This is a genomic window from Chitinophaga dinghuensis, assembly GCF_003259435.1.
Lineage (GTDB): Bacteria > Bacteroidota > Bacteroidia > Chitinophagales > Chitinophagaceae > Chitinophaga > Chitinophaga dinghuensis.
The window spans coordinates 67,832-91,519 of the sequence record NZ_QLMA01000002.1 but is presented as its reverse complement, the minus strand read 5'-3'; the positions used below and the strand labels follow the sequence as shown (position 1 = coordinate 91,519).

The 23,688-nt window shown below is 45.6% G+C and carries 21 protein-coding genes and 1 riboswitch; of the genes, 8 read left to right on the top strand and 13 right to left on the bottom strand.

The features are described from left to right. Positions 1-40: 40 nt before the first annotated feature. From CLV59_RS05595 to thiS, 8 genes are all read right to left on the bottom strand, one after another. Positions 41-1,189, bottom strand: coding sequence for an esterase-like activity of phytase family protein (locus CLV59_RS05595; protein WP_111591040.1), 1,149 nt, complete (start codon positions 1,187-1,189; stop codon positions 41-43). A gap of 472 nt (positions 1,190-1,661) precedes the next feature. Then, positions 1,662-2,771 carry a 2-iminoacetate synthase ThiH gene (thiH, locus tag CLV59_RS05590; RefSeq protein WP_111591039.1) on the bottom strand — a complete coding sequence of 370 codons (1,110 nt, stop codon included), beginning with the start codon at positions 2,769-2,771 and terminating at the stop codon, positions 1,662-1,664. A 12-nt stretch (positions 2,772-2,783) separates the two neighbouring features. Beyond that, positions 2,784-3,557, bottom strand: a complete 774-nt coding sequence (locus tag CLV59_RS05585; RefSeq protein WP_111591038.1) for a thiazole synthase — start codon at positions 3,555-3,557, stop codon at positions 2,784-2,786. Then, the gene (locus CLV59_RS05580) at positions 3,545-4,189 is read right to left on the bottom strand and encodes a thiamine phosphate synthase (protein WP_111591037.1); all 645 of its coding nucleotides are present in this window, start codon (positions 4,187-4,189) and stop codon (positions 3,545-3,547) included. The genes CLV59_RS05585 and CLV59_RS05580 overlap by 13 nt, the downstream gene beginning before the upstream one ends. After that, entirely contained in the window at positions 4,182-4,964 is a 783-nt protein-coding gene (locus CLV59_RS05575; protein ID WP_111591036.1) for a hydroxymethylpyrimidine/phosphomethylpyrimidine kinase, read from the bottom strand. Before CLV59_RS05575 ends, CLV59_RS05580 begins: the two co-directional genes overlap by 8 nt. Then, positions 4,951-5,574: a thiamine phosphate synthase gene (locus tag CLV59_RS05570; protein WP_111591035.1), complete on the bottom strand. Its 624-nt coding sequence runs from the start codon at positions 5,572-5,574 to the stop codon at positions 4,951-4,953. Before CLV59_RS05570 ends, CLV59_RS05575 begins: the two co-directional genes overlap by 14 nt. Further along, a complete protein-coding gene (gene thiC / locus CLV59_RS05565; protein WP_111591034.1) occupies positions 5,571-7,430 on the bottom strand; it encodes a phosphomethylpyrimidine synthase ThiC in 1,860 nt (619 codons plus the stop codon). Before thiC ends, CLV59_RS05570 begins: the two co-directional genes overlap by 4 nt. A gap of 81 nt (positions 7,431-7,511) precedes the next feature. Continuing rightward, a complete protein-coding gene (gene thiS / locus CLV59_RS05560) occupies positions 7,512-7,715 on the bottom strand; it encodes a sulfur carrier protein ThiS (RefSeq protein ID WP_111591033.1) in 204 nt (67 codons plus the stop codon). Positions 7,716-7,768: 53 nt separating this feature from the next. Then, positions 7,769-7,868: riboswitch (TPP riboswitch) on the bottom strand. An 87-nt stretch (positions 7,869-7,955) separates the two neighbouring features. Here thiS and CLV59_RS05555 point away from each other — a divergent pair. Next, positions 7,956-8,435: a lipocalin-like domain-containing protein gene (locus CLV59_RS05555; protein ID WP_111591032.1), complete on the top strand. Its 480-nt coding sequence runs from the start codon at positions 7,956-7,958 to the stop codon at positions 8,433-8,435. A gap of 25 nt (positions 8,436-8,460) precedes the next feature. Here CLV59_RS05555 and CLV59_RS05550 read toward each other — a convergent pair whose 3' ends face one another. The 3 genes from CLV59_RS05550 to dnaN form a co-directional block, all read right to left on the bottom strand. After that, complete coding sequence (locus CLV59_RS05550; protein ID WP_111591031.1) at positions 8,461-8,712, bottom strand: hypothetical protein; 252 nt, start codon at positions 8,710-8,712, stop codon at positions 8,461-8,463. Between the two features lie 12 nt (positions 8,713-8,724). Next, a complete protein-coding gene (locus CLV59_RS05545; protein ID WP_111591030.1) occupies positions 8,725-9,543 on the bottom strand; it encodes a sterol desaturase family protein in 819 nt (272 codons plus the stop codon). A 362-nt stretch (positions 9,544-9,905) separates the two neighbouring features. Further along, entirely contained in the window at positions 9,906-11,024 is a 1,119-nt protein-coding gene (gene dnaN, locus CLV59_RS05535; RefSeq protein WP_111591028.1) for a DNA polymerase III subunit beta, read from the bottom strand. A 381-nt stretch (positions 11,025-11,405) separates the two neighbouring features. On the opposite strand from dnaN, the gene CLV59_RS05530 reads away from it, so the two are divergent. From CLV59_RS05530 to CLV59_RS05505, 6 genes are all read left to right on the top strand, one after another. Continuing rightward, positions 11,406-12,665, top strand: a complete 1,260-nt coding sequence (locus tag CLV59_RS05530; RefSeq protein ID WP_111591027.1) for a pyridoxal phosphate-dependent aminotransferase — start codon at positions 11,406-11,408, stop codon at positions 12,663-12,665. 200 nt (positions 12,666-12,865) lie between these two features. Then, positions 12,866-13,471 (top strand): TetR/AcrR family transcriptional regulator, encoded by a 606-nt coding sequence (locus CLV59_RS05525; protein ID WP_111591026.1) that lies wholly within the window; start codon positions 12,866-12,868, stop codon positions 13,469-13,471. 13 nt (positions 13,472-13,484) lie between these two features. Continuing rightward, on the top strand, positions 13,485-14,099 hold the full coding sequence (locus CLV59_RS05520) for a TetR/AcrR family transcriptional regulator (protein WP_111591025.1): 615 nt from the start codon (positions 13,485-13,487) through the stop codon (positions 14,097-14,099). 27 nt (positions 14,100-14,126) lie between these two features. Continuing rightward, positions 14,127-15,482 carry a TolC family protein gene (locus CLV59_RS05515; RefSeq protein ID WP_111591024.1) on the top strand — a complete coding sequence of 452 codons (1,356 nt, stop codon included), beginning with the start codon at positions 14,127-14,129 and terminating at the stop codon, positions 15,480-15,482. A 57-nt stretch (positions 15,483-15,539) separates the two neighbouring features. Continuing rightward, on the top strand, positions 15,540-16,610 hold the full coding sequence (locus tag CLV59_RS05510) for an efflux RND transporter periplasmic adaptor subunit (RefSeq protein ID WP_111591023.1): 1,071 nt from the start codon (positions 15,540-15,542) through the stop codon (positions 16,608-16,610). 27 nt (positions 16,611-16,637) lie between these two features. Then, positions 16,638-19,820, top strand: a complete 3,183-nt coding sequence (locus tag CLV59_RS05505; protein WP_111591022.1) for an efflux RND transporter permease subunit — start codon at positions 16,638-16,640, stop codon at positions 19,818-19,820. Positions 19,821-19,923: 103 nt separating this feature from the next. On the opposite strand, the gene CLV59_RS05500 is transcribed toward CLV59_RS05505, so the two are convergent. Next, positions 19,924-21,474 carry a class I SAM-dependent methyltransferase gene (locus CLV59_RS05500; protein ID WP_111591021.1) on the bottom strand — a complete coding sequence of 517 codons (1,551 nt, stop codon included), beginning with the start codon at positions 21,472-21,474 and terminating at the stop codon, positions 19,924-19,926. A 233-nt stretch (positions 21,475-21,707) separates the two neighbouring features. Between CLV59_RS05500 and CLV59_RS05495 the strand changes: the two genes are divergently transcribed. Further along, positions 21,708-22,139, top strand: coding sequence for a hypothetical protein (locus CLV59_RS05495; RefSeq protein WP_111591020.1), 432 nt, complete (start codon positions 21,708-21,710; stop codon positions 22,137-22,139). Positions 22,140-22,262: 123 nt separating this feature from the next. Here the strand turns inward: CLV59_RS05495 and CLV59_RS05490 are convergent, their stop codons facing one another. Then, complete coding sequence (locus CLV59_RS05490; protein WP_111591019.1) at positions 22,263-23,678, bottom strand: nicotinate phosphoribosyltransferase; 1,416 nt, start codon at positions 23,676-23,678, stop codon at positions 22,263-22,265. Positions 23,679-23,688 lie beyond the last annotated feature (10 nt).

Sequence of the window (23,688 nt, the reverse complement as noted above, 5' to 3'; positions counted from 1 at the left end):
CGAGGTTTTACACTAGTAACAGTTGTGGCTCTTGCTTGTTCTATGGAATGACTTCAAATACAAAAAACTGACTTTCTTCCTCTGAAGAGAAGTTATTGTCTGCTACTAAGACCAGGCTTGGATGGCCATTTGGCAGGATGGGCCCGAATGTAACCCCTTCGATATTATCAATATAACTATGTAGCGACTCAAAATTGTATAAGAGTTTTTTGCTGGCCAGCGTATAATTTTTATTTTTCTGGAGAGACGCGATATCACTCACATCCGTTGCTCCTCTTAGATCAGTAACATATAACTTAATGACGCATCCTGGCACACCTGCTGTAAAGGATCTTTCCAGCACCAGCAGTTTATCTGTTCCGAGATACATAATATCAGCAATTCCATTGATACGGAAGCTGTCCGGTGAAGCGGCAGGAGACGCAACCGGGTCCAATGAGTAAGCGTATTGTGCAACAGGCTTACGTGTCTTCATATCAAACTTCAAAATTCTCGTGATAGCGTCTGTGGTATTGACATCTGCTCTTGGGCCGTCCTCGTAGCGGGGCTCTTCCAGACTAACATACATCCATTGATTGTCCTGGGAGAAGGCCAGGCCTTCAAAGCCAGCATTCCTTCTGGGGCCGTTTGGCGTGGCCTGCATGTGATATGCAGCCGGAATAGCAAAAGTATCTATGTATTTCCCATCTGGATGTATGATGGTCAGACTTGGATTTGCGAGTATCGTGTCTTTCTTGTTCACAATCCGCTCTCCTTCGCTACTCCAAACCATGAATCCGTACTTCGTATTAAAACGCAATGCTTCCGGATCGGGCGTTCTGGCCGGGTCCTGGTGTTTATTGGGATATGGTTGGCCATTCGCCTGACGAAGAGTGGTAACCGCCGTCATCCTTACACTGTCGAACGATTGGCCGTTGAAGTACAGTTTGGCAGTGTAAAAGCGGGCAGGGTTAATATCCGAGCGATCATCGCAGATCATGTAATATTCGTTCCTGGCCGGATTGTAATCGATACCGGAAAGTCCACCGGTAGTGGTGCCTTCAAAAGGCATATTGTAAGGGATTACCTGCTTGCCGATAAAACGCAGCTGACTTATACTATGATCCTTTGTCACAGCTGCTTTGCGGGACGTGCTGCAGCTGGCAAACACACCTGCCACTGCCACTAAAAAAAGCCATTTGTATTTCATGAGGGGCAAGTTAAAGGAATAGCTATGAACCACAAAAAGTGATATGGTGGGGCTGGTCACTTTGTGCAGCGTTCTGAATCCTGTTCTTTTTGTTCATTCCAGGCACTCTTCAGCTTGTTCATTATTAGGGGCGTACTTTTGATTACACGGTATTCCAATCATACTTATTTTTATAAGTAATATGGCAACTACGGGATTTTAGGTACAGGGCTGCTTCTATCCGATAGAAGCAGCCTTTTTTATTGCCCTTACTATCTATCAACGCTCCTATTTAGATCCAGCATACCGTCCAAATGAAGCGTTTTTGTTCATTTTGATAAGGCGCTGTTCATTTTGTTCATTTTGAAACATCGGATAAATATATGGTTGGGCTTACTTAAATTTACAAGCATACAGAGTATAAGTCTCTTGTAATATTTTTGACCATCTATGAGAAACGATAAAGAGGGCGGTTTCCTCCACCCTCTTTTTGTTATTGACCAAAAGATTTGTCCCAGTCTTTCCATACGGCTTCATACCCTTGTTGTTGCAGCATGGTAGCTATCTCTCCGGCGCTTCTCTCGTCCGAAATTTCAAATTGCTCTAATGACTGTCTGTCTACTACATATCCGCCTGGATTGGTTTTGCTACCTGCGCTCATAGCGGTTACGCCTAGTTTCACCAGGTGATTGCGGAAATGTTCTTCTTCCCGGGTAGACATGCTCAGTTCCAGTTCCTGGCTAAATAAGCGATAGGCGCATATCAGCTGTACCAATTCCCGGTTATTCATTTCGACCTTGGGAGGAAGTCCGCCACTGAATGGGCGCAGTCTTGGAAAAGAGATGCTGTAGCGGGTTTTCCAATAGGTGCGCTGGAGATAATCCAGATGTAATGCCGTAAAGAAACTATCCGTTCTCCAGTCTTCCAGGCCAATGAGTACGCCCAGTCCCATTTTGTGAATACCGGCTTTGCCCAGACGGTCTGGCGTCTCCAAACGGTAATTAAAATTCGATTTCTTTCCTTTAGGATGATGCAGTTTATAGTCTGCCTGGTGATAGGTTTCCTGGTATACCAGCACTGCATGTAAACCCAGCGGGATTAATGCTTTATAGTCTTCCTCCTCCATGGGCTGCACTTCCATGGAGATATTAGAGAAATGCGGTTGCAGAATGGGCAGTATTTTTTTGAAGTAATCGATTCCTACATATTGCTGTGCCTCTCCGGTTACCAAGAGTACGTGTTCGAAGCCCATGGCTTTGATTGCGGCTGTTTCCTGAAGGATTTCGGCGGCGGTAAGCGTACGTCGGGCGATTTTGTTATGCAGACTAAACCCGCAATAGGTGCAGATATTCTGGCATTCATTGGAGAGGTACATTGGAATATACAGCTGCATGGTATTACCGAAACGCTGTAATGTAAGCTGATGGCTGATATTGGCCATTTGTTCCAGGTAAGGTGCAGCTGCCGGAGAAATCAGGGCGGCAAAATCATCCAGGCTCCGACGATTGGCCGTCAGTGCGCGTTCCACATCTGTGGCTGTTTTGCTGTAGATCGCAGCTTTCACCTGGTCCCAGTCATATTGACTGAATATATTCGTGAACATAGTAGCTGGATTTTAGAGTTCATCAAGGAAGGCTGTCAGCGGACTGGAAGCCTGCGCATGCAGCTGTGTGGTGGCCAATCCGGATTCGTATGCTTGTCGACCTGCTATGACCGCCTGTTTGAAGGCGCGCGCCATTCCTACAGGATCATTAGCTACCGCGATGGCTGTATTCACGAGTACTGCATCTGCGCCCATTTCCATGGCCAGTGCGGCATGAGAAGGTGCGCCAATGCCAGCATCAACGATCACAGGCACATTGCTTTGTGCAATAATAATTTCCAGGAAATCAAATGTTTTAAGTCCTTTATTACTGCCTATTGGAGCGCCTAAAGGCATAACAGCAGCGGTTCCTACATCTTCCAGTCGTTTACACAGAACAGGATCAGCATGTATATAAGGCAACACTACAAATCCCAGTTTTACCAGTTCTTCCGCAGCGGCGAGGGTTTCAATAGGGTCGGGTAACAGATAACGCGGATCTGGGTGTATTTCCAGTTTCACCCAGTTGGTTTCCAGCGCTTCTCTGGCTAACTGTGCCGCATATACGGCTTCTTTGGCGGTTCTGACGCCTGAAGTATTCGGCAACAGATTGAACTGTGGATGATGCAGGTGAGAGAGAATGTCGTCTCCCTGGTCATACATATCTACACGCTTCAGGGCCACTGTTACCAGTTCTGAACCACTTTCCAGCAGTGCCGCCTCCATCAGTGCGGCAGAAGAAAATTTGCCTGTGCCGGTAAACAGACGGGAATGAAAAGTTTTGCCGGCTATCACTAATGGCTGCATACGATATTATTGTTTAAAGATTGATAGAGACGATACACCAGTAAGCTTTTATCGGTAGCGGCTGTAATCAGTCCGCTGACTGCAATGCCGTGTATGCCAGCTGCTAGCAAGCCGGGAATGTCTGCTTCAAGGATTCCTCCGATGGCTATAACTGGAATGGATATACGCTGTTGCTGTAACGTTTGCATAATGTTGATATATCCCTGTAATCCGATAATTGGGCTAAGCTTCTCTTTGGTCGCGGTAAACCGGTAAGGACCGAGACCCACATAGTCTGCGCCGTCTTTGTGGTGCTGGATAATATGTTCCGGCAGATTGGAAGTGCCCCCTACAATAAGTTGTGGGCCTACAATTTCCCTGGCTTCTGCTACAGACATATCATTTAATCCCACATGTACGCCGTCAGCGCCTGTTTGACGGGCAATTTCAGGGTAGTCGTTGATGATCAGCGCCGCGCCATAATCAGCTGTAATTTTACGTGCAGCTGCCGCAACAGGTAATATTTCTTCCGGCGTACTGTTTTTGATGCGTAGTTGTATCCAGGTACAGCCTGCATCGCAGGCACTGTGAATGTTTACCAGGTGTGCAGCCGGACTACTTCCCTGAGATATGTAATGTAATCTGTTAATCATGTTGTAGCATTTTGTGAAATCCCAGTAGCGAATGATTGCTGCTGAGTAGTTGTTCCGTGTAGGCTTTTCCGTTAGTACATGCTTCCGTAAGACTGGCTCCTTTCGCCAGCCACGCGGTGATAGCTGCAGATAATACGCAGCCGGAGCCATGTTTTGGGGAGACGAAAGTTATTGTTGGTACAATCAGCTGTGGTTCAGGAGCGAATAAAGTATCGTATCCGGCGAGGGAAGGATGGTGTCCTCCTTTCAGGAGTACGGCACTATATGCAGCGAGGATGCCCGCGGCCGTTTCTCCGGAATCCTCTCCAGTAAGGAGTTTTGCTTCCTCATAATTAGGCGTTAGCAGATGAAGGGAAGGGAGTAATTCCTTCCAGGTATTCCAATGGATATCTCCATGAAATGAAAAACCTGCCGTGGCCTTTAATACCGGATCAAGAACAATGCGTATCCCTGGACGTAGCTGCTGTAGCTGGTTTATGAGCGATAGTAAGGTGAATACATCCTGTACAATACCAATCTTGCAATAATCTACCGGATAAGTTTGCAGCAAAGGTTTTAACTGTGCTATGATCTGTTCCAGGGGTATCCATTCTGATGAAATAAACTGTGCGCCGGTTTGTACCGTAACGGCGGTGCAAACGCCTAGCCCATATACGCTTAATTGTTCGAATGTTTTGATATCTGCCAGCAAACCTGCTCCCCCACTGGGGTCGAGTCCTGCTATGCTTAATACATATGGTCTTTCGGTTTGTATCGTTTCTTTACTTGGTTTCATTTTCCATCTTTTTCTCCATCCCCATTTTCCATTGCCGTTGTAGTTGCTGTAATTTGTTCAGGGCTTGTGCCGGATGTTGCCAGATGCAACCCAATACAGCTGCGCCGCTGAAGTTCCAGCAGGGCAACAGGTTGATATTCTGTTCATTTACTCCTCCCAGGGCCAGCAGGCGGGAATACTTCACAGTGGGAGCAATGCCCGTAAATCGGCCTTCATAGCCTGTTTTAGAGATGCTGTTGAAAACGGGACTCAGCATTAGATAATTGAAAAGCCCGTCCAATGCAGTTATTTCAGATAGTGCATGTACGCCCGTGCTGCTATGTGGGTGGTTAGACACCCATTTTTGCAGTTGCGGAGGTGTGAGTAATGCTCTGTTTGCACGACTCCAGTGTACGCCGCCTAATCGGAATGACTTGTACAGCCAGCAGTTATCGCGGATAATGATCTGTCGGTAAAATTTCGGATCGATTTTTTCCAACATCGCTGTATATTGCTGTGCTGTATAGTCTGGTTTTCGGAGCACCACCTTTTGTACGCCTGCTTGTAGCAGGTCTTTAATAATCTCTGTTTCCCCTTTTACAGGTTGCGGAGCGGTGAATACCCATATCATGGATTTGGTTTTGATGCAGCATAAATTTCTGCGCCTTCTTCGATGAAGCGTTCGGATTGTTTCTTCATTCCTTCCTGCAGTGCATCCTGGCTGTTGATTCCTTGTTGATTAGCGTAATCGCGGACTTCCTGTGTAATCTTCATGGAACAGAAATGAGGGCCGCACATAGAGCAGAAGTGAGCGATTTTAGCGCCTTCTGCCGGGAGTGTTTCATCGTGATAAGAGCGGGCCGTTTCCGGATCGAGGGAGAGGTTGAACTGATCTTCCCAGCGGAATTCAAAGCGGGCCTTACTCAGTGCGTTATCGCGTACCTGTGCACCAGGATGACCTTTGGCCAGGTCGGCAGCATGAGCGGCGATTTTATAGGTAATAACTCCTTGTCTTACATCCTCTTTATTAGGAAGACCAAGGTGTTCTTTAGGCGTTACATAGCAGAGCATCGCGCAGCCGTACCAACCGATCATAGCAGCGCCGATACCGGAGGTGATATGATCATAGCCGGGAGCAATGTCTGTTGTTAATGGACCGAGGGTGTAGAAAGGAGCTTCCTCGCAGCATTCCAGCTGTTTTTCCATATTTTCTTTGATGAGGTGCATGGGTACGTGACCGGGACCTTCAATCATTACCTGGACGTCGTGTAGCCATGCCCGTTTGGTCAGTTCTCCTAATGTTTCCAGTTCTGCGAACTGAGCGGCATCGTTCGCATCGGCGATGCTGCCGGGGCGTAGACCGTCGCCCAGAGAGAAGGCCACATCATACGCTTTCATGATTTCACAGATTTCATCAAAGTGAGTATAGAGGAAATTTTCCTGGTGATGGGCGAGACACCATTTCGCCATGATGGAACCGCCTCTTGAAACGATACCGGTAGTGCGTTTAGCCGTGAGCGGTACATATCTGAGCAGTACGCCTGCATGGATGGTGAAATAGTCTACCCCTTGTTCAGCTTGTTCAATCAGGGTATCGCGGAATATTTCCCAGGTGAGCGCTTCTGCTTTACCGTTTACTTTTTCCAGTGCCTGGTAGATAGGAACGGTACCGATAGGAACGGGTGAGTTACGGATAATCCATTCGCGGGTAGCATGAATATTTTTACCGGTGCTGAGGTCCATGATCGTGTCTGCACCCCATCTGCAAGCCCATACGGCTTTTTCCACTTCTTCCGCTATGCTGGAAGTAACGGCGCTGTTCCCGATATTGGCATTTATTTTCACGAGGAAGTTGCGGCCAATGATCATGGGTTCACTTTCCGGGTGATTGATATTTGATGGGATGATAGCGCGGCCAGCGGCTACTTCCTCTCTTACAAATTCGGGAGTAATATATTTAACGGGCGTTCTTGCGCCGAAATTATGTCCTGGATGTTGTTGTAATTGTTCCGCTGAAAGTGTTTCCAGCAGTTGGTTTTCGCGGATGGCGATGTATTCCATTTCCGGTGTGATGATACCTTGTTTGGCATAATGTAACTGGGATACATTTTTGCCTGCAGTTGCTTTGCGTGGTTTGATCTGGTGGGTCATGCCTGGCAGTTCTGTGTTTTTCAGACTGTTGGCGTAGGCACTGGAATTACCGGGGAGTTGGATGGTATCATTTCTGTCGGCTATCCATTGTTCACGGAGGCGGGGAATGCCGTGGTTGATATCAATATCGATGGCTGTGTCTGTATATGGGCCACTGGTATCGTATACCACCACTGGATCGTTGGGGGTGGTTTTATCTTTACTGTTATGCTGACGGGTGTCTGTCAGGTTGATTTTTCTCATGGCTACTTTAACCGGGTGGATGTTTCCGGGAACGTAGATTTTTTCAGAAGCAGGAAATGGCGTGCGACTTACAGGCGCCTGTTGTTGTTGCATGATAAATTATTTTTTAGACAATAGGATTCCTATCCGTTAGATATAACGGAAACGGGAGTACGAAAAACAAGTCGATAAAAATTATCCTCCTTGCGTGGCGCGGATAATGGTGACATTATCAGCGGCGGCAAGGGTTTGCTGGTCCCAGTTTGTTTTCGGGACGACCTGGCTGTTGATAGCAACAGCGATGCCTTTGTGGCTGGAAAGTTGAATAAACTGTAAGAGTGCAGCGATAGTAGTTCCTGGCTGCACCGCATAAAGTTTATTGTTTACAAGCACTTCCATAGATGCTGGAATTAATTGATGAACAATAAACTTTAAGGATGTGGAAGATGAGGAAGTTTCAGTTTACTTTTCCCTACGGCAGTATGAACTGCTTCAGGTACTGAGGGTATCATCTCAGCTTATGCTTGCGCATAAACACCCCTAAAGTGATTGTAAATGTAGGAATTATTTTCTGAAATGCTAACTTTAGAAACATTAATATTGAGTTGGTAATTCTGACAACAATTGTATTTTTATTCCATGGTAAAAGGATATCTGAAAGGAATGCTGGTTTTGCTGACGGGAGCATGTGTTGCTTGTGGAGGTGGAAAGAGCAGTAAAGAGGAGTCTGTGCATGACAGCAGTTTAATAAGTATTGCTGACAGCAGTAATGCCATTGTTCAGGACAGCATTACCGCTGTTGCAGATACGCTGCATGTGGATGCAGCCAAGCTCATAGGAAAGTGGATTCAGCCCGTAGCGGGCCTGGAAAAGGAAATGCAGGGTTTTCATCTGAGAAAGAACGGCAGTGCAGCTTCCATTAACATGTACACTTTGGTATATGAGAAATGGGAACTGATGCATGACACCTTGTTATTGTGGAATCATTCCGAGGGTGTCAGAGATACTACTACTGTTGTGGATACTACCTTGATAAAAGAACTTACAGATACTACGCTTGTATTATTCCCTGTTAAAGCTGCGGAGGGATATACGGAGAAGTACCGCCGCATTAAATAATACATTACTATCGCTTCATTGTTCATCAATTATAGATCTGCCATAATCCTATCAGGCAGCCCACTACAGCGAAGAATATGCCTGCTGTAGCCAGTTGCATATCTTCAATATTCTTTCGTCCGATGTAGAGAGAAGTGAATCCTACTACAAGGGCAATTGCGCTCAGGATTACACCGTCTAAAGGCGTTTTTGTAATGAAAGCAAATGCTGCTGACAGTACGCCTAAAACTAATGAACCGATACAGGCTGTTTTCGTTAACGTTGTTGAGTGTTGCATATACGATGGTATTTAGAGTTGAGGTGAACTTTGTTGTTGTTTTTCCCAGGGCACTTCCAGCAACGGGCCTACATGTTCATATCGTGACTCCTGGTATTCATCCAGTCCATAATGCAGGGCGGTAGTATCTTTTACTTTCACGAAGGTGCCGCAAAGTCTGTCCCACAATGAAAATATATTCGCGTAATTCGAGTCCGTTTCCGGTTGATAGGTGCTATGATGCACTTTATGCATATCCGGAGATACAATCACCCAGCTCATTGCGTCGTCCAGCCATTTAGGAAGTTTAATGTTGGCATGTGTTACCTGCGACATTAATACCGAAACCGTCTGATAGAGCATAACCATCCAGAAAGGTACGCCGGCTACCAGTACACCCAGCAGCAGGGCGGCTATACGAAATAAGTTTTCCACCGGATGATGCCTTAATGCCGTAGTAGCGTCTATTTCTTTATCTATATGATGAATTTTATGAAACTGCCACATCCAGGCAGTTTTATGCTGTATCAGGTGTACGAGATATGCGCCGATGAAATCCAGTAACATAACGGCCAACAGGGCATGTAGCCATAAAGGCAATGGCGCCAGGTATAAGAGGCCAAAATGGTGTTCGCTGGTCCATACGGAGGCTTTTAGAATAGCGAATGCAAAAATGGTATTCAGTACAACGGTGGTCAGGGTAAAGAAGAGATTGATGCCTGCATGCCGAATTTTGTTGCCTTTAAAGGAGAACCTGGGGATAATGCCTTCCAATACCCACAGCAATAGCAATGCTCCCAGCAATATTGCCAGGCGGTAGGGAGTCGGAATATGTTCGAAAAACGAAACCATTATATATATAGGTTCTGATTACCAGCTTATTCGGCCAACAACAAATACATTAACATCACGGTGGGATATGGGAGCTTACAAGTAGGTGATAACGGCAGGTACCCTTCTTTTTCGTGTTACAATCGTTTATGCGCCACCGTTATTTCGGCTGATGGGTAATATCCGGGGATAATGATTCTTAGAACGAGACTGATGCGTTTCTTTTTCCGTATAAAAATTACAACTATTTGGGGAATAAAAAAGGGTTGTTTTCCGCTACAGGCAAAGAAAAAAGCAACCTCTCTGGGAGAGATTGCTTTATGTATTATCATTATGCATCAAGCAAAAACTTTTAGCAAAGTTTTATACTTAGTGTAGGCATATTAGTTATTCAGCATGAGTGGCATTACCAGCATGAGGAGGTCTTCATTTTCTTCTTTTTCGGAAGGTTTCAGAATACCTGCTTTGGTGGCGGTAGCCAGTTCGATGTTGATTTCATCGCCTTCGGCGGCGCCCAGCATTTCGATGAGGAATTTCGCGTTGAAAGCGATCTGCATGTCGTCGCCGGAGTATTGGCAGTTCATACGTTCGTTACCTTCAAAGGAGAAGTCCACATCCTGAGCAGAGAGTTGCAGTTCGCTGCCGGTGATATTGAGTGCCACCTGGTTGGTAGATTTGTTTGCGAACACACCAACGCGTTTGAGGGCGTTTTGGAAGTCGCTCTTCACCAGGGTAAGGCGGTATGGATTATCTTTTGGAATGACCACTTTATAATCCGGGAAACGGGCATCGATGAGGCGGCAGATCATCTGAGCGCCTTCGTGTTGCACGAAGAAGTGGTTCTGGCTGTAAGACACTTTGATTTGGGAATCGTTGTCTGGCAGTAGTGATTTCAGGAGGTTCAGCGGCTTTTTAGGCACGATGAAGGAATCCGCCTTAGGGCAAGCTACATCTGTTCTTACGTATTTTACCAGACGGTGAGCGTCTGTGGCAACGAATGTCAGGCTGGTTGGAGCCAGTTCGAAGAATACGCCGGTCATAGCAGGACGGAGATCGTCGTTGCTGACAGCAAACAGCGTTTTATTAATGGCAGTTACCAGGCCGGTGGCGGTCATGGTAAAGGACGTAGTTTCGTCAGCAGCTGGTTCTTTCGGGAAATTCTCCGGATTTTCACCCATTACCTTGTACTTACCATTGTCGGAAGTAATTTCCACTGCATAAGAGTTCAGATCGATGTGGAAAGTCAATGGTTGATCCGGCAGGTTCTTCAGGGAATCCATCAGAATTTTGGCAGGGATACATACCCTTCCATTTTCTTTCGCTTCCACCTCCAGCTTCACCCGCATAACAGTTTCCAGGTCTGTGGCAACTACTGTCAGTTCGTTTTTGTCAATCAGGAACAGGAAGTCCTCCAGTATAGGCAATACTGTGTTGGAATTGATAACACCGCTGATCTGTTGTAATTGTTTAAGTAAAGTAGAGGAAGAAACAATAAATTTCATGATCTTATTAAGTTTGCTTGTTATTCATTGCGCCATGTCAACACCGGTTGTGGCCTGTCTGTTCACATGATACCCTGAATAAAAGGTGTAAATGTACAGGAAACAAAGATAGAAAGTTTTGTCAATCAGCCTAATTTCATCACATCTTATACACGAGGATATCCCCGTTTTTTCACAAGAACATCCCTGGTTTCTCACATTAATTGAAAAAATAATATTGAATGTTTTGGGGCAATATGAGTGGTGTTTTAGATAAAATCATGTTTTTTGTGCCAAAAATTGGATAATATGAAAAGAACTAATTGTTTCTTTTAAATTATATACAAATGGGTTACTTTTGCCGCGCAAAAAAACTTCCAAAACCAACAAAAAAAGCAGGTTATGAAACTTTCTCATTTAGCCGAAACACTGATTGGATCCGAAATCATTAAGCTCGCAGCTGAAATTAAGGAGAAACAGGCCAAGGGCGATAAGATCTATAACTTTACGATCGGCGACTTTGATCCGAAGGTTTTCCCTATTCCGGTTGAGTTTGAGCAGGAAATCATAACTGCTTACAAGGAGCACCTGACCAACTACCCTCCTGCCGATGGTATTGCAGAATTAAGACAGGCAGTAGGCGATTTTATTAGCTCCCGTGAAGGCCTCTCCTACGACCCAGCTAAGGAAATTGTTATCTCCTGCGGCGGACGTCCTATTATCTACGCTACTTTCAGAACTATCGTAGACCGCGGAGAAAAAGTCATCTACGCAACTCCTTCCTGGAACAATAACCACTATACGCACTTCCTGGAAGCAGAACACGTGGTATTGCAGACAACTCCGGAGAATTTCTTCATGCCTACAGCGGCTGAACTGAAACCACTGCTGAAAGGAGCTACCCTCCTGGCACTTTGCTCTCCGCAGAACCCTACCGGTACTGCTTTCGGCAAGAAACAACTGGAAGAAATCTGTGACCTCGTACTGGAAGAAAACAAATCCCGTGGCGCTGATCAAAAACCACTCTATGTGATGTTTGACCAGATGTACTGGGTACTGACCTTCGGTAACACAGAACACCATAACCCGGTTTCTCTCCGTCCGGCCATGAAAGATTACACCATTTTCATCGATGGTATGAGTAAAGCCTTTGCTGCTACCGGCGTTCGCGTTGGTTGGGCCCTCGGACCCGCTCACGTAATCGGTAAAATGAAGGCCATCCTCTCCCATGTAGGCGCTTGGAGCCCAATGGCAGAACAAAAAGCTGCTGCCCGCTACCTCGTGCAGACAGAAAATGTGGATAAATACCTGAAACACTTCAAAGCCGAAATCGAAGAACGCCTCGTGAAAATCTACGAAGGCTTCGATAAACTGAAACAAGCCGGCCATAAAGTAGATGCCATTGCTCCGCAAGCGGCTATCTACCTGACCATCAAAATCGATCTGGTAGGCAAACAGACTGCTGAAGGCAATGTACTGGCCGATCAGGCAGCCGTTACCTCCTACATCCTGGATGAGGCTAAAATGGGCCTGGTTCCTTTCTACGCATTCGGTGGCGATAAAAACTCACCTTGGTACCGCCTCAGCGTTGGTACCTGCGTGAAAGAGGAAATTCCAGCAATGTTAGAAAAACTGGAAGCCGCCCTCGTTAAACTGAAATAGTGCAATTTTAATAGTTAAGAAAGACGTCCGCCCTCTACAGGCGGGCGTTTTTTTATGCCCGAAAGTCACGTATCTCCCTAATTCTGACCTTTTGACTTTTAAATTCGAAAAGTTAAATCATTGTTAAAGGCATATTTCTCTTTACTTATTAAAAAAAACTATCTAATTTTGACCTTGAAACTAAAAAAGTCAGAAAGTTAATGCAAGCAGATAACAAGGACGATATGCGGGATAAGATCCTCGTGGCAGCTTTGAAGCGCTTTACACAGTACGGCGCTAGTAAAACCACCATGAACGAGATCGCCGAAGACCTTCGTTGTTCGAAAGCATCCCTTTACTATTATTTTCCGGATAAGAACGGGATGCACCAGGCAGTATTGCAGAAAATTGGTGAAACCTATTTCCAGGAAATGGAAAAGGAAGCCCAGAACGCAACATCTGCAACAAAGGCATTATTTAAACTGGTGGAAATCCGCCGCAGCTTTATTTCCCGGTTCTGTAGACTGGAATTGTTCAAATTATTGAACGACTGTAGCGTGACCGTCCAGGAACAAATGATTGCCGCCAAAAGAAAAGAAATAGAAATCCATGCTGCTATCATCCAGCACGGTGTGAATACAGGCGAGTTTAAAGTAGAAGACGTGGAAAAAACCGCTATCCTGCTCACACAAGCCATGATGGGCCTACGCTTTACCGTTCCTGACCTCGTTCATAAAAACAACGATATAGATGTGGAACTCTTTGAACGCGTAATGGAACAACAAAAAGCACTATTAGAAATATTTGTAAAAGGCATTCAGGCATAAACAAACGGAAACCATGGTAGTGAAGGATAGGATAATGGAGACAGCGCTGAAAATGTTCAGAACCTACGGCGTAAAAGGTGTTACCATGTTCGATATTGCCCGCGATTGCGGCATATCAAAGAAAACGCTGTACGAACATTTTGAAGACAAACAATCACTGATCAATGATGCTTTAAGAGAACTCCTGAACGATCATATCCAGTTTGCTGAAAAAAATCATACGGAAACCGCCAATGCCATCGAAGAACTGGTGAACCAAATGCAGTTCATCCGCTCTAAAGCCAGGACCTTAAATCCTGTCATGCTTTTTGAAATCGAAAAATATCATCCGGATACTTGGAAAGAAGTGGAGCTGTTCCGAACTGACTGTATCCTGTACGGCATAAAAGAAAACTTAAAACGCGGCATGTCTGAAGGACTTTACCGCAAAAACCTGGATATAGATATCGTAGCACGTATGCGCCAACTACAGCTGGAAGCTGCTTTTGACCCAATTCACTACCCAGCTGACCATTATGAAATGCACAAAGTGATGGATGAAGTCACAACCCATTTTATACTGGGAGTTGCTACACTTCAAGGACATAAACTCGCATATCAATATCTGCAAATCAAAGAAGAAGTATAAACTACTTACAAGGCTAATCTAAACAGTATGAAGCGATTAAAGTTGTCGCTTATCCTCCTGCTGGGGATAGGTGTATCTCATTGCTATGCTCAAACGCCACTGACTCTTCAGGAAGCGTTGAAATTTGCAATCAACAATAACCAGGGCCTCGCCAGAACAAAAATGGATGAGGAAATGGGTAAATTCAAAACGGAAGAAGTACGTGCACAAGCACTCCCACAAATCAATGGCTCCGGTAACTATACTGATAACCTCCAATTGCAGAAATCAATTCTGCCAGGCGATAAATTGGGTATGCCTGGTCAGAACCTGGTAATGGCTTTCGGTGTGAAATACAGCACTGCCATCGGTGCAGAACTCAACCAGCAGATATACAACCAGTCCGTATTTACAGGCCTGAAAGCTGCAAAAGCTGGTGAACAATATTATACGCTCCAGACACAACAGTCTACCGAAGACCTGATATACAACGTGTCTCAACTATATTACCAGTTACTCATCACGCAAGAAAATATCAAAAGCATTGATAGCAACATCGTGAAATTGTCCCAACTGGTTACTACCACAAAATCACAATTCGAGAACGGATTAGCTAAGAAAATCGATTTAGATAGGATTAAGGTGAATCTGACCAACTATCAGACCCAACGTATTCAACTCGCGAATCAGTTTGGCATGCAAACCAACAACCTGAAACGCGTAATGGGTATGCCATTGGAATCCGCCTTCTCTATTCCCGTTGCATCCCTGAAAGATATCGAAACAAATGCTGCTGGTATCTTACAGTACGATGAACTCAACCTGGAAGACAGAACGGAGATGAAAATACTCAGAAAACAGGAAGAACTGCAACAGTTCCAGAAAAAGGCCTACCAAGCTGAAAACTATCCTTCCCTCTCTGCCTTCGGTCGCTACTACTATAACGGTATGAGTAACCAATGGGCTTTTGCTAAAGGAATGGAAAACAGTACGCTGTGGTACGGTTCTTCTGCCATCGGCCTCTCCCTGAAAATACCCATCTTCGATGGCTTCGGACGCCGCTCCAGAGTAAGCCAGGCCAACGTTTCCCTGCGTCAGCTACACCTGACAACAGAAGAAACCAAACTGGCGCTGAATACACAATATCAGAATGCGAAACTGACCATGCGCACCAATATCAATGCCATTCAGGCACAAAAGGAAAATATGGAACTGGCGAATGAAGTGTACTACTCTACCCAGAACAACTATCGCCTGGGCCTGGCCGGATTGACCGACTTGCTGAATGCGGAAACATCACTGACAGATGCACAGAACTCCTACAACTCCGCACTGCTCCAATATAAACTGGCAGAACTGGAGATCATCAAAAGCAAAGGCAATCTGAAATCTCTTCTAAACTAAACGTATAAACGAAAATTACCTGCTGAAAAGCAAGAAATAAACACAAACTATTTGCAGATGAAAAAAGTAATTATCTGGGGACTGGTATCGGTTGGAGCAGTAGTACTGATCTTGTGGAAACTCAACGCAAATAAAAAGGCGAACGAGGCTAAAATCGCATTCGTAAAAGAAAGTAATATCGGCGATGTGCCAGTATTGGTACAAAAAGTATCCCGTAATGATTTCTCACAGGGCTTCCTGGCCAATGGTAACTTCACGCCTATCCGTGAACTGTCTTACCTGGCGGAAACCTCCGGTCGTATTACCAAACTCCTCGTGGACGAAGGAAGCGTGGTAAAACAAGGACAACCCATCGCTTATGTGGATGGCGAAATCCTCAGCACGGACCTGGCATCTGCTAAAGCTAATCTCAGCCAACTGAAAGTAGATAAAGAAAGATATGAGTCTGCTTTCCAGACTGGCGGCGTTACCCAGAAACAAGTAGATGATGCTCGCCTGCAGTACGATGTGGCTAAAACCCGCTACGAAGCTGCTAGTCGCCGCGTTAACGATACTTACGTGAAAGCGCCTATCTCCGGCGTGATCAATAAAAAGTATATCGAACAAGGCGCTTACCTCTCACCAGGCAACAAAATGTTTGATATCGTGGATGTGAGTCGCCTGAAACTGGCGGTGGCCGTGCCTGAATCTCAAGTGGTTACTTTGAAAAAAGGACAGAAAGTAGAAGTTACTTCTACTGTATTCCCAGAAACAAAATATGAAGCTGTCATCACTTTCATCGCTGCAAAAGGTGATAACTCCCTGAACTACCCGGTAGAAATGGAAGTAACCAATGTAAGCGGTAAAGAACTGAAAGCGGGTATGTATGGTACTGCACATTTCACTTCTCCTGAAACAGATAAAGCTATGTTCATTGCCCGTACTGCCTTCATTGGTGGTGTAAACAGTAATGAAATTTATGTACTGGACAAGAACATCGCAAGAAAACGCAAAGTAGTAGCTGGCCGCATCGTTGGCGACCAGGTGGAAGTACGCGAAGGGCTGAACGAAGGTGAAACTATCATCACCAGCGGTCAGATCAACCTTTCCGACGGTGCATCAGTTACCGTGCAACAGGGCGCCAAATAATCAGCAGACAGATCAAACTTTTGCAACATGAAGATTACTGAAGTATCGATAAAACGACCCACTATTGTGGTGGTGGTATTTACCATCCTCACACTGCTGGGCGTGATGAGCTATAAATCACTGAACTATGAGCTCCTGCCTAAGTTCAGCTCCCCGATCGTAACAATTGCGACGATATATCCTGGCGCTTCCCCCAATGAGGTGGAAAGTACCATCACTAAAAAAATTGAGGATGCGGTAGCATCCATGGAAAAAATCAAGAAGATAACTTCCAAATCTTCTGAAAGCCTTTCCATTATCACAGTAGAACTGAACAACGATGCGAATGTAGATATCGCATTGCAGGACGCGCAACGTAAGGTGAACGCGATTTTGGCAGACCTGCCGGGAGATGCGAAACCGCCGTCTCTCAATAAGTTCTCTATTGATGACTTACCGATCATGACTTTATCCGCCACCGCTAAAATGGATGATAAAGCATTCTATGACCTGATGGATAAAAAAATCCAGCCAATCCTCTCCCGCCTTCCAGGTGTGGCACAGGTATCGCTGATTGGCGGTCAGGAACGTGAAATCCAGGTAAACGTGGACCCTAAGAAGTTACAGGCATTTGGTATGTCCATAATGGAACTGCGTCAGCTGATTACCAATGCGAACCTGGACTTCCCTACCGGTAAAGTAAAAACAGCCGACCAGCAGATCCTGATCCGTCTGGCGGGTAAGTATAAAAACGTTGCCCAACTGAATAACCTCGTCATTAAAACTACTGACGATGGTACACAAGTAAGACTGGGCGATGTGGCAGATGTACAGGATGCCCAGAAAGATGCAGAACGTATTGCCCGTGTAGACGGCGTAAACGCCATTGCGCTCCAGGTACAGAAACAAACCGATGCCAACGCGGTAACGGTTTCTGAAGAAATGAAAAAAGCGATCGACAAGATCCAGAAAGAATATGCGGCCAACAGCCTGCAAGTTCTCGTGGCAAACGATTCTTCTGAGTTTACCCTGGAATCTGCCGACTCCGTAATTCATGACTTGATCCTGGCGGTAATCCTGGTGGCGATTGTAATGCTGTTGTTCCTGCACAGTATCCGCAGTGCATTATTCGTAATGATCTCTATCCCGGCATCATTGATTGCGACCTTTATCGGTATGAAATTGATGGGCTTCTCTCTCAATCTGATGTCCCTGCTGGGTTTATCCCTGGTAGTAGGTATCCTGGTGGATGATGCGATTGTGGTACTGGAAAATATATACCGCCACATGGAGATGGGTAAAAACCGTGTTCGTGCCGCCTTTGATGGTGTGAAAGAGATAGGTTTTACCGTTACCTCTATTACCCTGGTAATCGTGGTGGTGTTCCTGCCGATTTCATTAACCAACGAACTGGTATCAAAGATCCTCCGTGAGTTCTGCGTGGTGGTAATGATTTCTACCATGTTGAGTTTGCTCTCGTCTTTCATGATTGTACCACTCTTGTCTTCCCGCTTTGGTAAGCTGGAACATATCACTGGTAAGAATGCATTCGAGAAATTCATCCTCTGGTTTGAAAAACAACTGCTGAAATTTACTAACTGGATGACAGGAATCCTTCGTTGGGCGCTCAATCACAAACGCTGGACTATTGGGTTCGCGGTGGCGCTGCTGTTTGCTTCCTTCACGTTGATTGGTAAAGGTTATATCGGTGGCGAGTTTATTCCTAAAGGTGACCGCGGTCAGTTCATCGTGATGCTGGAAATGCCAAAAGATGCATCTGTACAGCAATCCAACCTGGCCACCCGTGAAGCAGAGAAAATCCTGAAAGGCAAGAAAGAAGTAACGCGACTGATTACTACAGTAGGTCAGACTTCCGAAGATGGTTTTGGTACCTCACAGTCCACTGCCTATAAATCTGAGATCACCGTAATGCTGGTGCCAGCAGAAGAACGTAAAGATGCTTCTGATATCTATGCTGCGAAGATCAAAAAAGAGCTGAAAGAGAAACTGCCAGGTGTGAAAGTAAAAACTACCGATGTGAGCATTCTTGGTACAGCTGAACGTGCGCCAGTAGAGCTGATTGTTATGGGTTCTGAAATGGACAGCGTAATGGCCTTCGCAAAAATTGCTATGGACACGCTGAAAACCATTCCTGGTAGCAGTGAGGTGAAACTCTCTGTGGAAGAAGGTAACCCGGAAATCAACGTACAGGTGGACCGTGATAAAATGGCGGCTCTCGGCCTGACATTGGATAACGTGGGCGGTACTATGCAAACTGCATTCAGTGGTACTGCAGACGATTCTAAAGTGAAATTCCGTCAGGGCGATTATGAATACGATATCAATATCCGTTTTGATGACTTCAACAGAAAAAATCTGGACGATGTTGCGAACATTCAGTTCATAAATAAAAAAGGACAACTCATAAAATTGTCGCAATTTGCAACAGTAACAGAAGGCTCCGGTCCAAGTCACCTGGAGCGTAGAGATAAAAATACTTCTGTATCTGTACAATCGCAGGTAATGGGTCGCCCATCCGGTACTGTAACCCAGGAGTTCCAGGCTAAGCTGGAGAAAATGAAAAGACCTGCCGGCGTTAGCTTCGTATTTGGTGGCGATGCTGAAAATCAGGGAGACTCCTTCGGAACATTAGGCGCTGCATTGCTGATTTCAATCGTAATGGTATACCTGATCATGGTGGCCTTGTACGATAACTATATTTATCCATTTGTAGTATTATTCTCCATTCCACTGGCAATCATCGGTGCGCTCCTGGCATTGGCGCTGACCAATAACACACTGAACATCTTCACCCTCCTGGGTATGATTATGTTGATTGGTCTGGTAGCGAAGAATGCGATCATCCTGGTCGATTTTACGAACCAGATGAAAGAGCAGGGACAAAGTACCTTCCAGGCGTTGATTCATGCGAATAATGCGCGTTTGCGTCCAATTCTCATGACTACCATCGCGATGGTGATTGGTATGCTGCCTATCGCACTGGCAACAGGCGGTGTGGCCTCTACTAAGAACGGTCTGGCATGGGTAATCATAGGAGGGCTGATCAGCTCTATGTTCCTGACGCTGATTGTAGTGCCTGTGGTGTATATGATTGTGGATATGGGTATGGCGAAACTCGGTATGGGCCGCCTTTCCAAGAAACGATATATCCGTCAGCGCATGGTGGCTTCGTATGAAGAAGTACCGCTGGATGAAGTTCATGTAAACTAAGAAAGATTACATCTCAAAATATTTAAAGATCGTTACTAACAGTGTAACAGTTGTAGGTTTAGGTAATAGCCGGAATAATCTTATTCCGGCTTTCTTTTTTCTCTTATTTTCTTGCCAGGAGCAGCATGTGTGAGTCGGGGAATGGAATGGGCTCCAACTGGCCGTTTTCCAGCTGTCTGAACAACTGTACTTTCCCTTCCAGTCTGTTTTTTACAATCCATTCATTACGGTAAGGATGGGACAGATTATCCAGTCTGAATCCGGCTTCTTCCAGATGTGTTTTCCAGTCTTCAAAGTTCCAGAAACAGAAGGTTTCATGCATTTCGCTGTACCAGTTATCGTGGTAATCTTTGGTGAACATGAATTCGCAGGCGTCCTGCATGGAGAGCTGGCAGTAAGTGTTTCCGGCTATTTCCACCCATGTATGTGGGAGCGCATAACCTTCCTGTTTGCGGAAGTCTTTTGCAAACTGCTGGAATAATGCTTTTGTGGAAAGCTTCGATAACCAGGAAGCCAGTATATGCGTGTCCGTGGTATCGGGTTTCGGGAGATGACTGTCGCCATCTTCGGCATTCAGCCATAGTAGCACCGTTTCGTGTCTGTTAGCCGGGCCTGTTACATCCCTGTTGATCCATACGCCGCCGGGTTGTAATTCATTATAACGATGATGTATAAACGTTTTTAGGTCTTCTATGCTACCGTAGGAGGCGATTTCATGGGTGAGCGAAGAAGTATGTATGGTATGCATGGCGCCGGGTTCGAAAACGGTACCGGATACTGCATTCTTCTGTGCGAAGAAAACGGATGGGTTGGAGAACTCTCCATTATGACGGCGTTGCAGACAGATATCGTATAAATGACGGGATACCTCGATGCCGTAGAAGTCGCACTCATGGAGGCGGTCATCTTCGCAGGCGATCTTAATCCAGGAGCCGGCGGCGCAGCCGATATCGCCGATATTTCCGGGGATAATATACGGTGCTGTTTCCCGGTATTTGAGGGCGGCGATATCATCCATCTGTTTCACGTACTCTGCATAATCGCGGGTAGCAGTGAGATCGCCATCTGAGCCAATGATGGGATCTTTCAGGATCTGCCGGACCTTGTCTCCCAAACCATATAACGACCAGATTTTATAAGCGGCAGGATGCATTTCATTCAGGATGGCGGTATCTGTTTTCCAGTCGGCCGTTTGCGCGATCATTTTCACTACATCCCAGGGCATGGGGGCGGTCTGTTGTTGCCGTTGCTCATCCCATTCTGCAGTGAGGATGCGGAAGCCCAGCGCGCTGTACATCTTCCGAACTTCAGTAGAGCAAACTACGAGCGTATTTTCTGGTGTGAGGCTATGTAATCCTTCGCTGGCGTGCCGGATGGTTTTCAGCGTATAGCCGGTGAAGTTAGTAATGACGCCGGCGTCATCGATACCGTAAATATGTACCGGAACGTCCAGGTAGCTACTGAACTCCTGGATAATCATGGCGCGGAGGTAAAATGGAATAGGATTCCTTTTGGTGCCGCCATGGTTGGCGGAGGTAACGGCGAAAATGATGCCTTCGATATGGCCCTCTCTCCTGCTGTTGACAAGTCCGTTGAGGTATTTGAACTGGAAGTCGGTCAGCAGGTGATGGCGTCCTGGAATTAATAAGTACATGGCAGGAAAGGTTTAACAGGATTGCAATATAAGGAAGAGATGGGGCATTGGAAAGACGACGATTGCACTATGCTTCAGACTGGTTGCTAGGATGCGGTTTTAACAAAATATTCTATAACCCTTTCGTGTTTTCGTGTGTTAAGGGATAATATTTTCTAGCCGCTAAGACTTACGCCCGTTAATTCAGCCTCATTACACTATTACACCATTACAACGATTAAAAGTTATTCTCTATGAAAGCACTCTGTTTATCCGAGATTTTATTGTTGGCCGCGTTAGGCGCCCATGCGAAGCCTGTTGAACCTGGTTTAAAAACTCCAACTATGCGCAACCGGGAAGATGAAGTAACAGCATTCAGAAAAGTATCAGGCTTTGTTAGAGTAAGGTTTTATTATTCAGCAGATGCCGGCGCTAAGGTGGGCGTTTGTATGGTAAAACCTGTTATTCCTCCTGTTGTAACATTTAAACATGAAGACGGAAGTACGGAAACAACCCCAATTGCTTGTCCTTCCAGCCTTTCAGGGGCGGTATATGTCAGTGAAGGCGATACAGTTTCGGCATGTTTTATTACTGATACAAAAACTTGTTCGCTTGTTTATACAATTACCAGTGAGGAAATTGCTGCAGGTCAGATTATTATCAGTTACATTCCTGCGTTAAATTAAGAAAGGAGGGTATATTGAAAGTTCGTAAAATGAAAGTAAGACCCTTCTTGTAAAATCAAAAAAGGGTTGGACGTCGCGGACATCTAACCCTTTTTTGATATAGCTGTTGCTCCTTTTTTTACATTATAAAACTGCATTTTTTCTAACTTCTTCGAAAGTGATCTGATTCGTGAGGTGACCATTTTCGAAAACAGTGATCAGGTGGTCCGGCAGCTCAGGATGTTCGTCCTGGCGGAGTGTAGTGAACTGTCCGTCTTGCGCTACCAGTTTGAGTTTTCCGGCTTTTGATTTTTTGAAGGAAGTGCGGAGGTTTCCGTCTTTATCCATTTCTACTGGCATTTTCTGCACATCGATTTGTTTACCATTTACTTGTGCAAACGAGCATTTCAGTGCAAACTCTTGTGTATCGCGGTTGACGCGTTGTAATAATGCGCCGCCCATTCCCAGTACGAGATTTTCTGCACTGATACCTGCTTCTTCCAAAGCGGCAAAGATGGGTGGGATAGAGCTATAGCTGATGCCATCGCCCTGAATAACGCGTACTTGTGGCGGAAGCACTTTATATCCTTTTTCATTCGTAGTGTAACCAAATTTGTCCATCAGGATTTGGAAGACACGCAGTAGTGTTTGTACAGGATCTCCGCTGTCGGGACGGATAACGAGGGTCCCCTGGCGACTGAGGATTTGTTCTTTCAGTTCGGTTCCCCAATATTCTTCGCAGGCGCGGAAGATATTGTAGGAGTCGGATACGCAGGCAATGGTGCCGGTTGGAAAGGTGTTGAGTACATGTTTGAAGATCTCGAGTTCACCTTCTTCGCCGAGTAGGGTACAAATGCTATGTTCAGTAGCGGGGATGGAAAGGCCGGGGGCAGTTTTTGCCTGATAATATTTTTTGGCGAGGGTGGAACCAGCAATGGTATCGCTGCCGGAGAAGTTGACCAGGTGGGCGCTTCCGCCGATGCCTGCACTTTCCACGGAGCTGGCGCCGCGGAACCCGAAATCATTCAGTACGAAGTCTATTCCAGCGAAAGCCTCGTTGCTGGCGGTTTTATCGTAATAATGTTTGATAACTTTTTTGATTTCCCTGGAAAGAGAGGCTACGGTACAAGGATACCAAACCTGCATTAAGAGGGTTTCCAGGAAGTTGGTGAGCCAGAAACATTCCGGATCAGTGTTTTCTATTGTCATCAGTACATTTCGTACAGGCACCACCGTGCCTTCGGGAATGGCTTTGATGCGCACTGGGAGTTTGCCGCCATGTTTTTCGATGATATATTCAAACCGGGATCTGTCGAAGACATCGGGTCTCCCGAAAACTTCTTGCAGCTCTCCTGCTGCTTCATCTAGTTTTTCTTTCGTGATGACTACTCCTTCGAGATATTCTTTCAGGAAATACTGGAGGCCATAGAAAACGGTTTCATCGAATTTACCGCCCCTGCTTTCCATGTAGGAATAGATGAATTGCGTTCCGGGGAGATATAATTTATGGTGAGAGTATTTGTATGCATCAGCGAGGAGGATAAGATTCTCTTTAGTCATGGCTCATCAT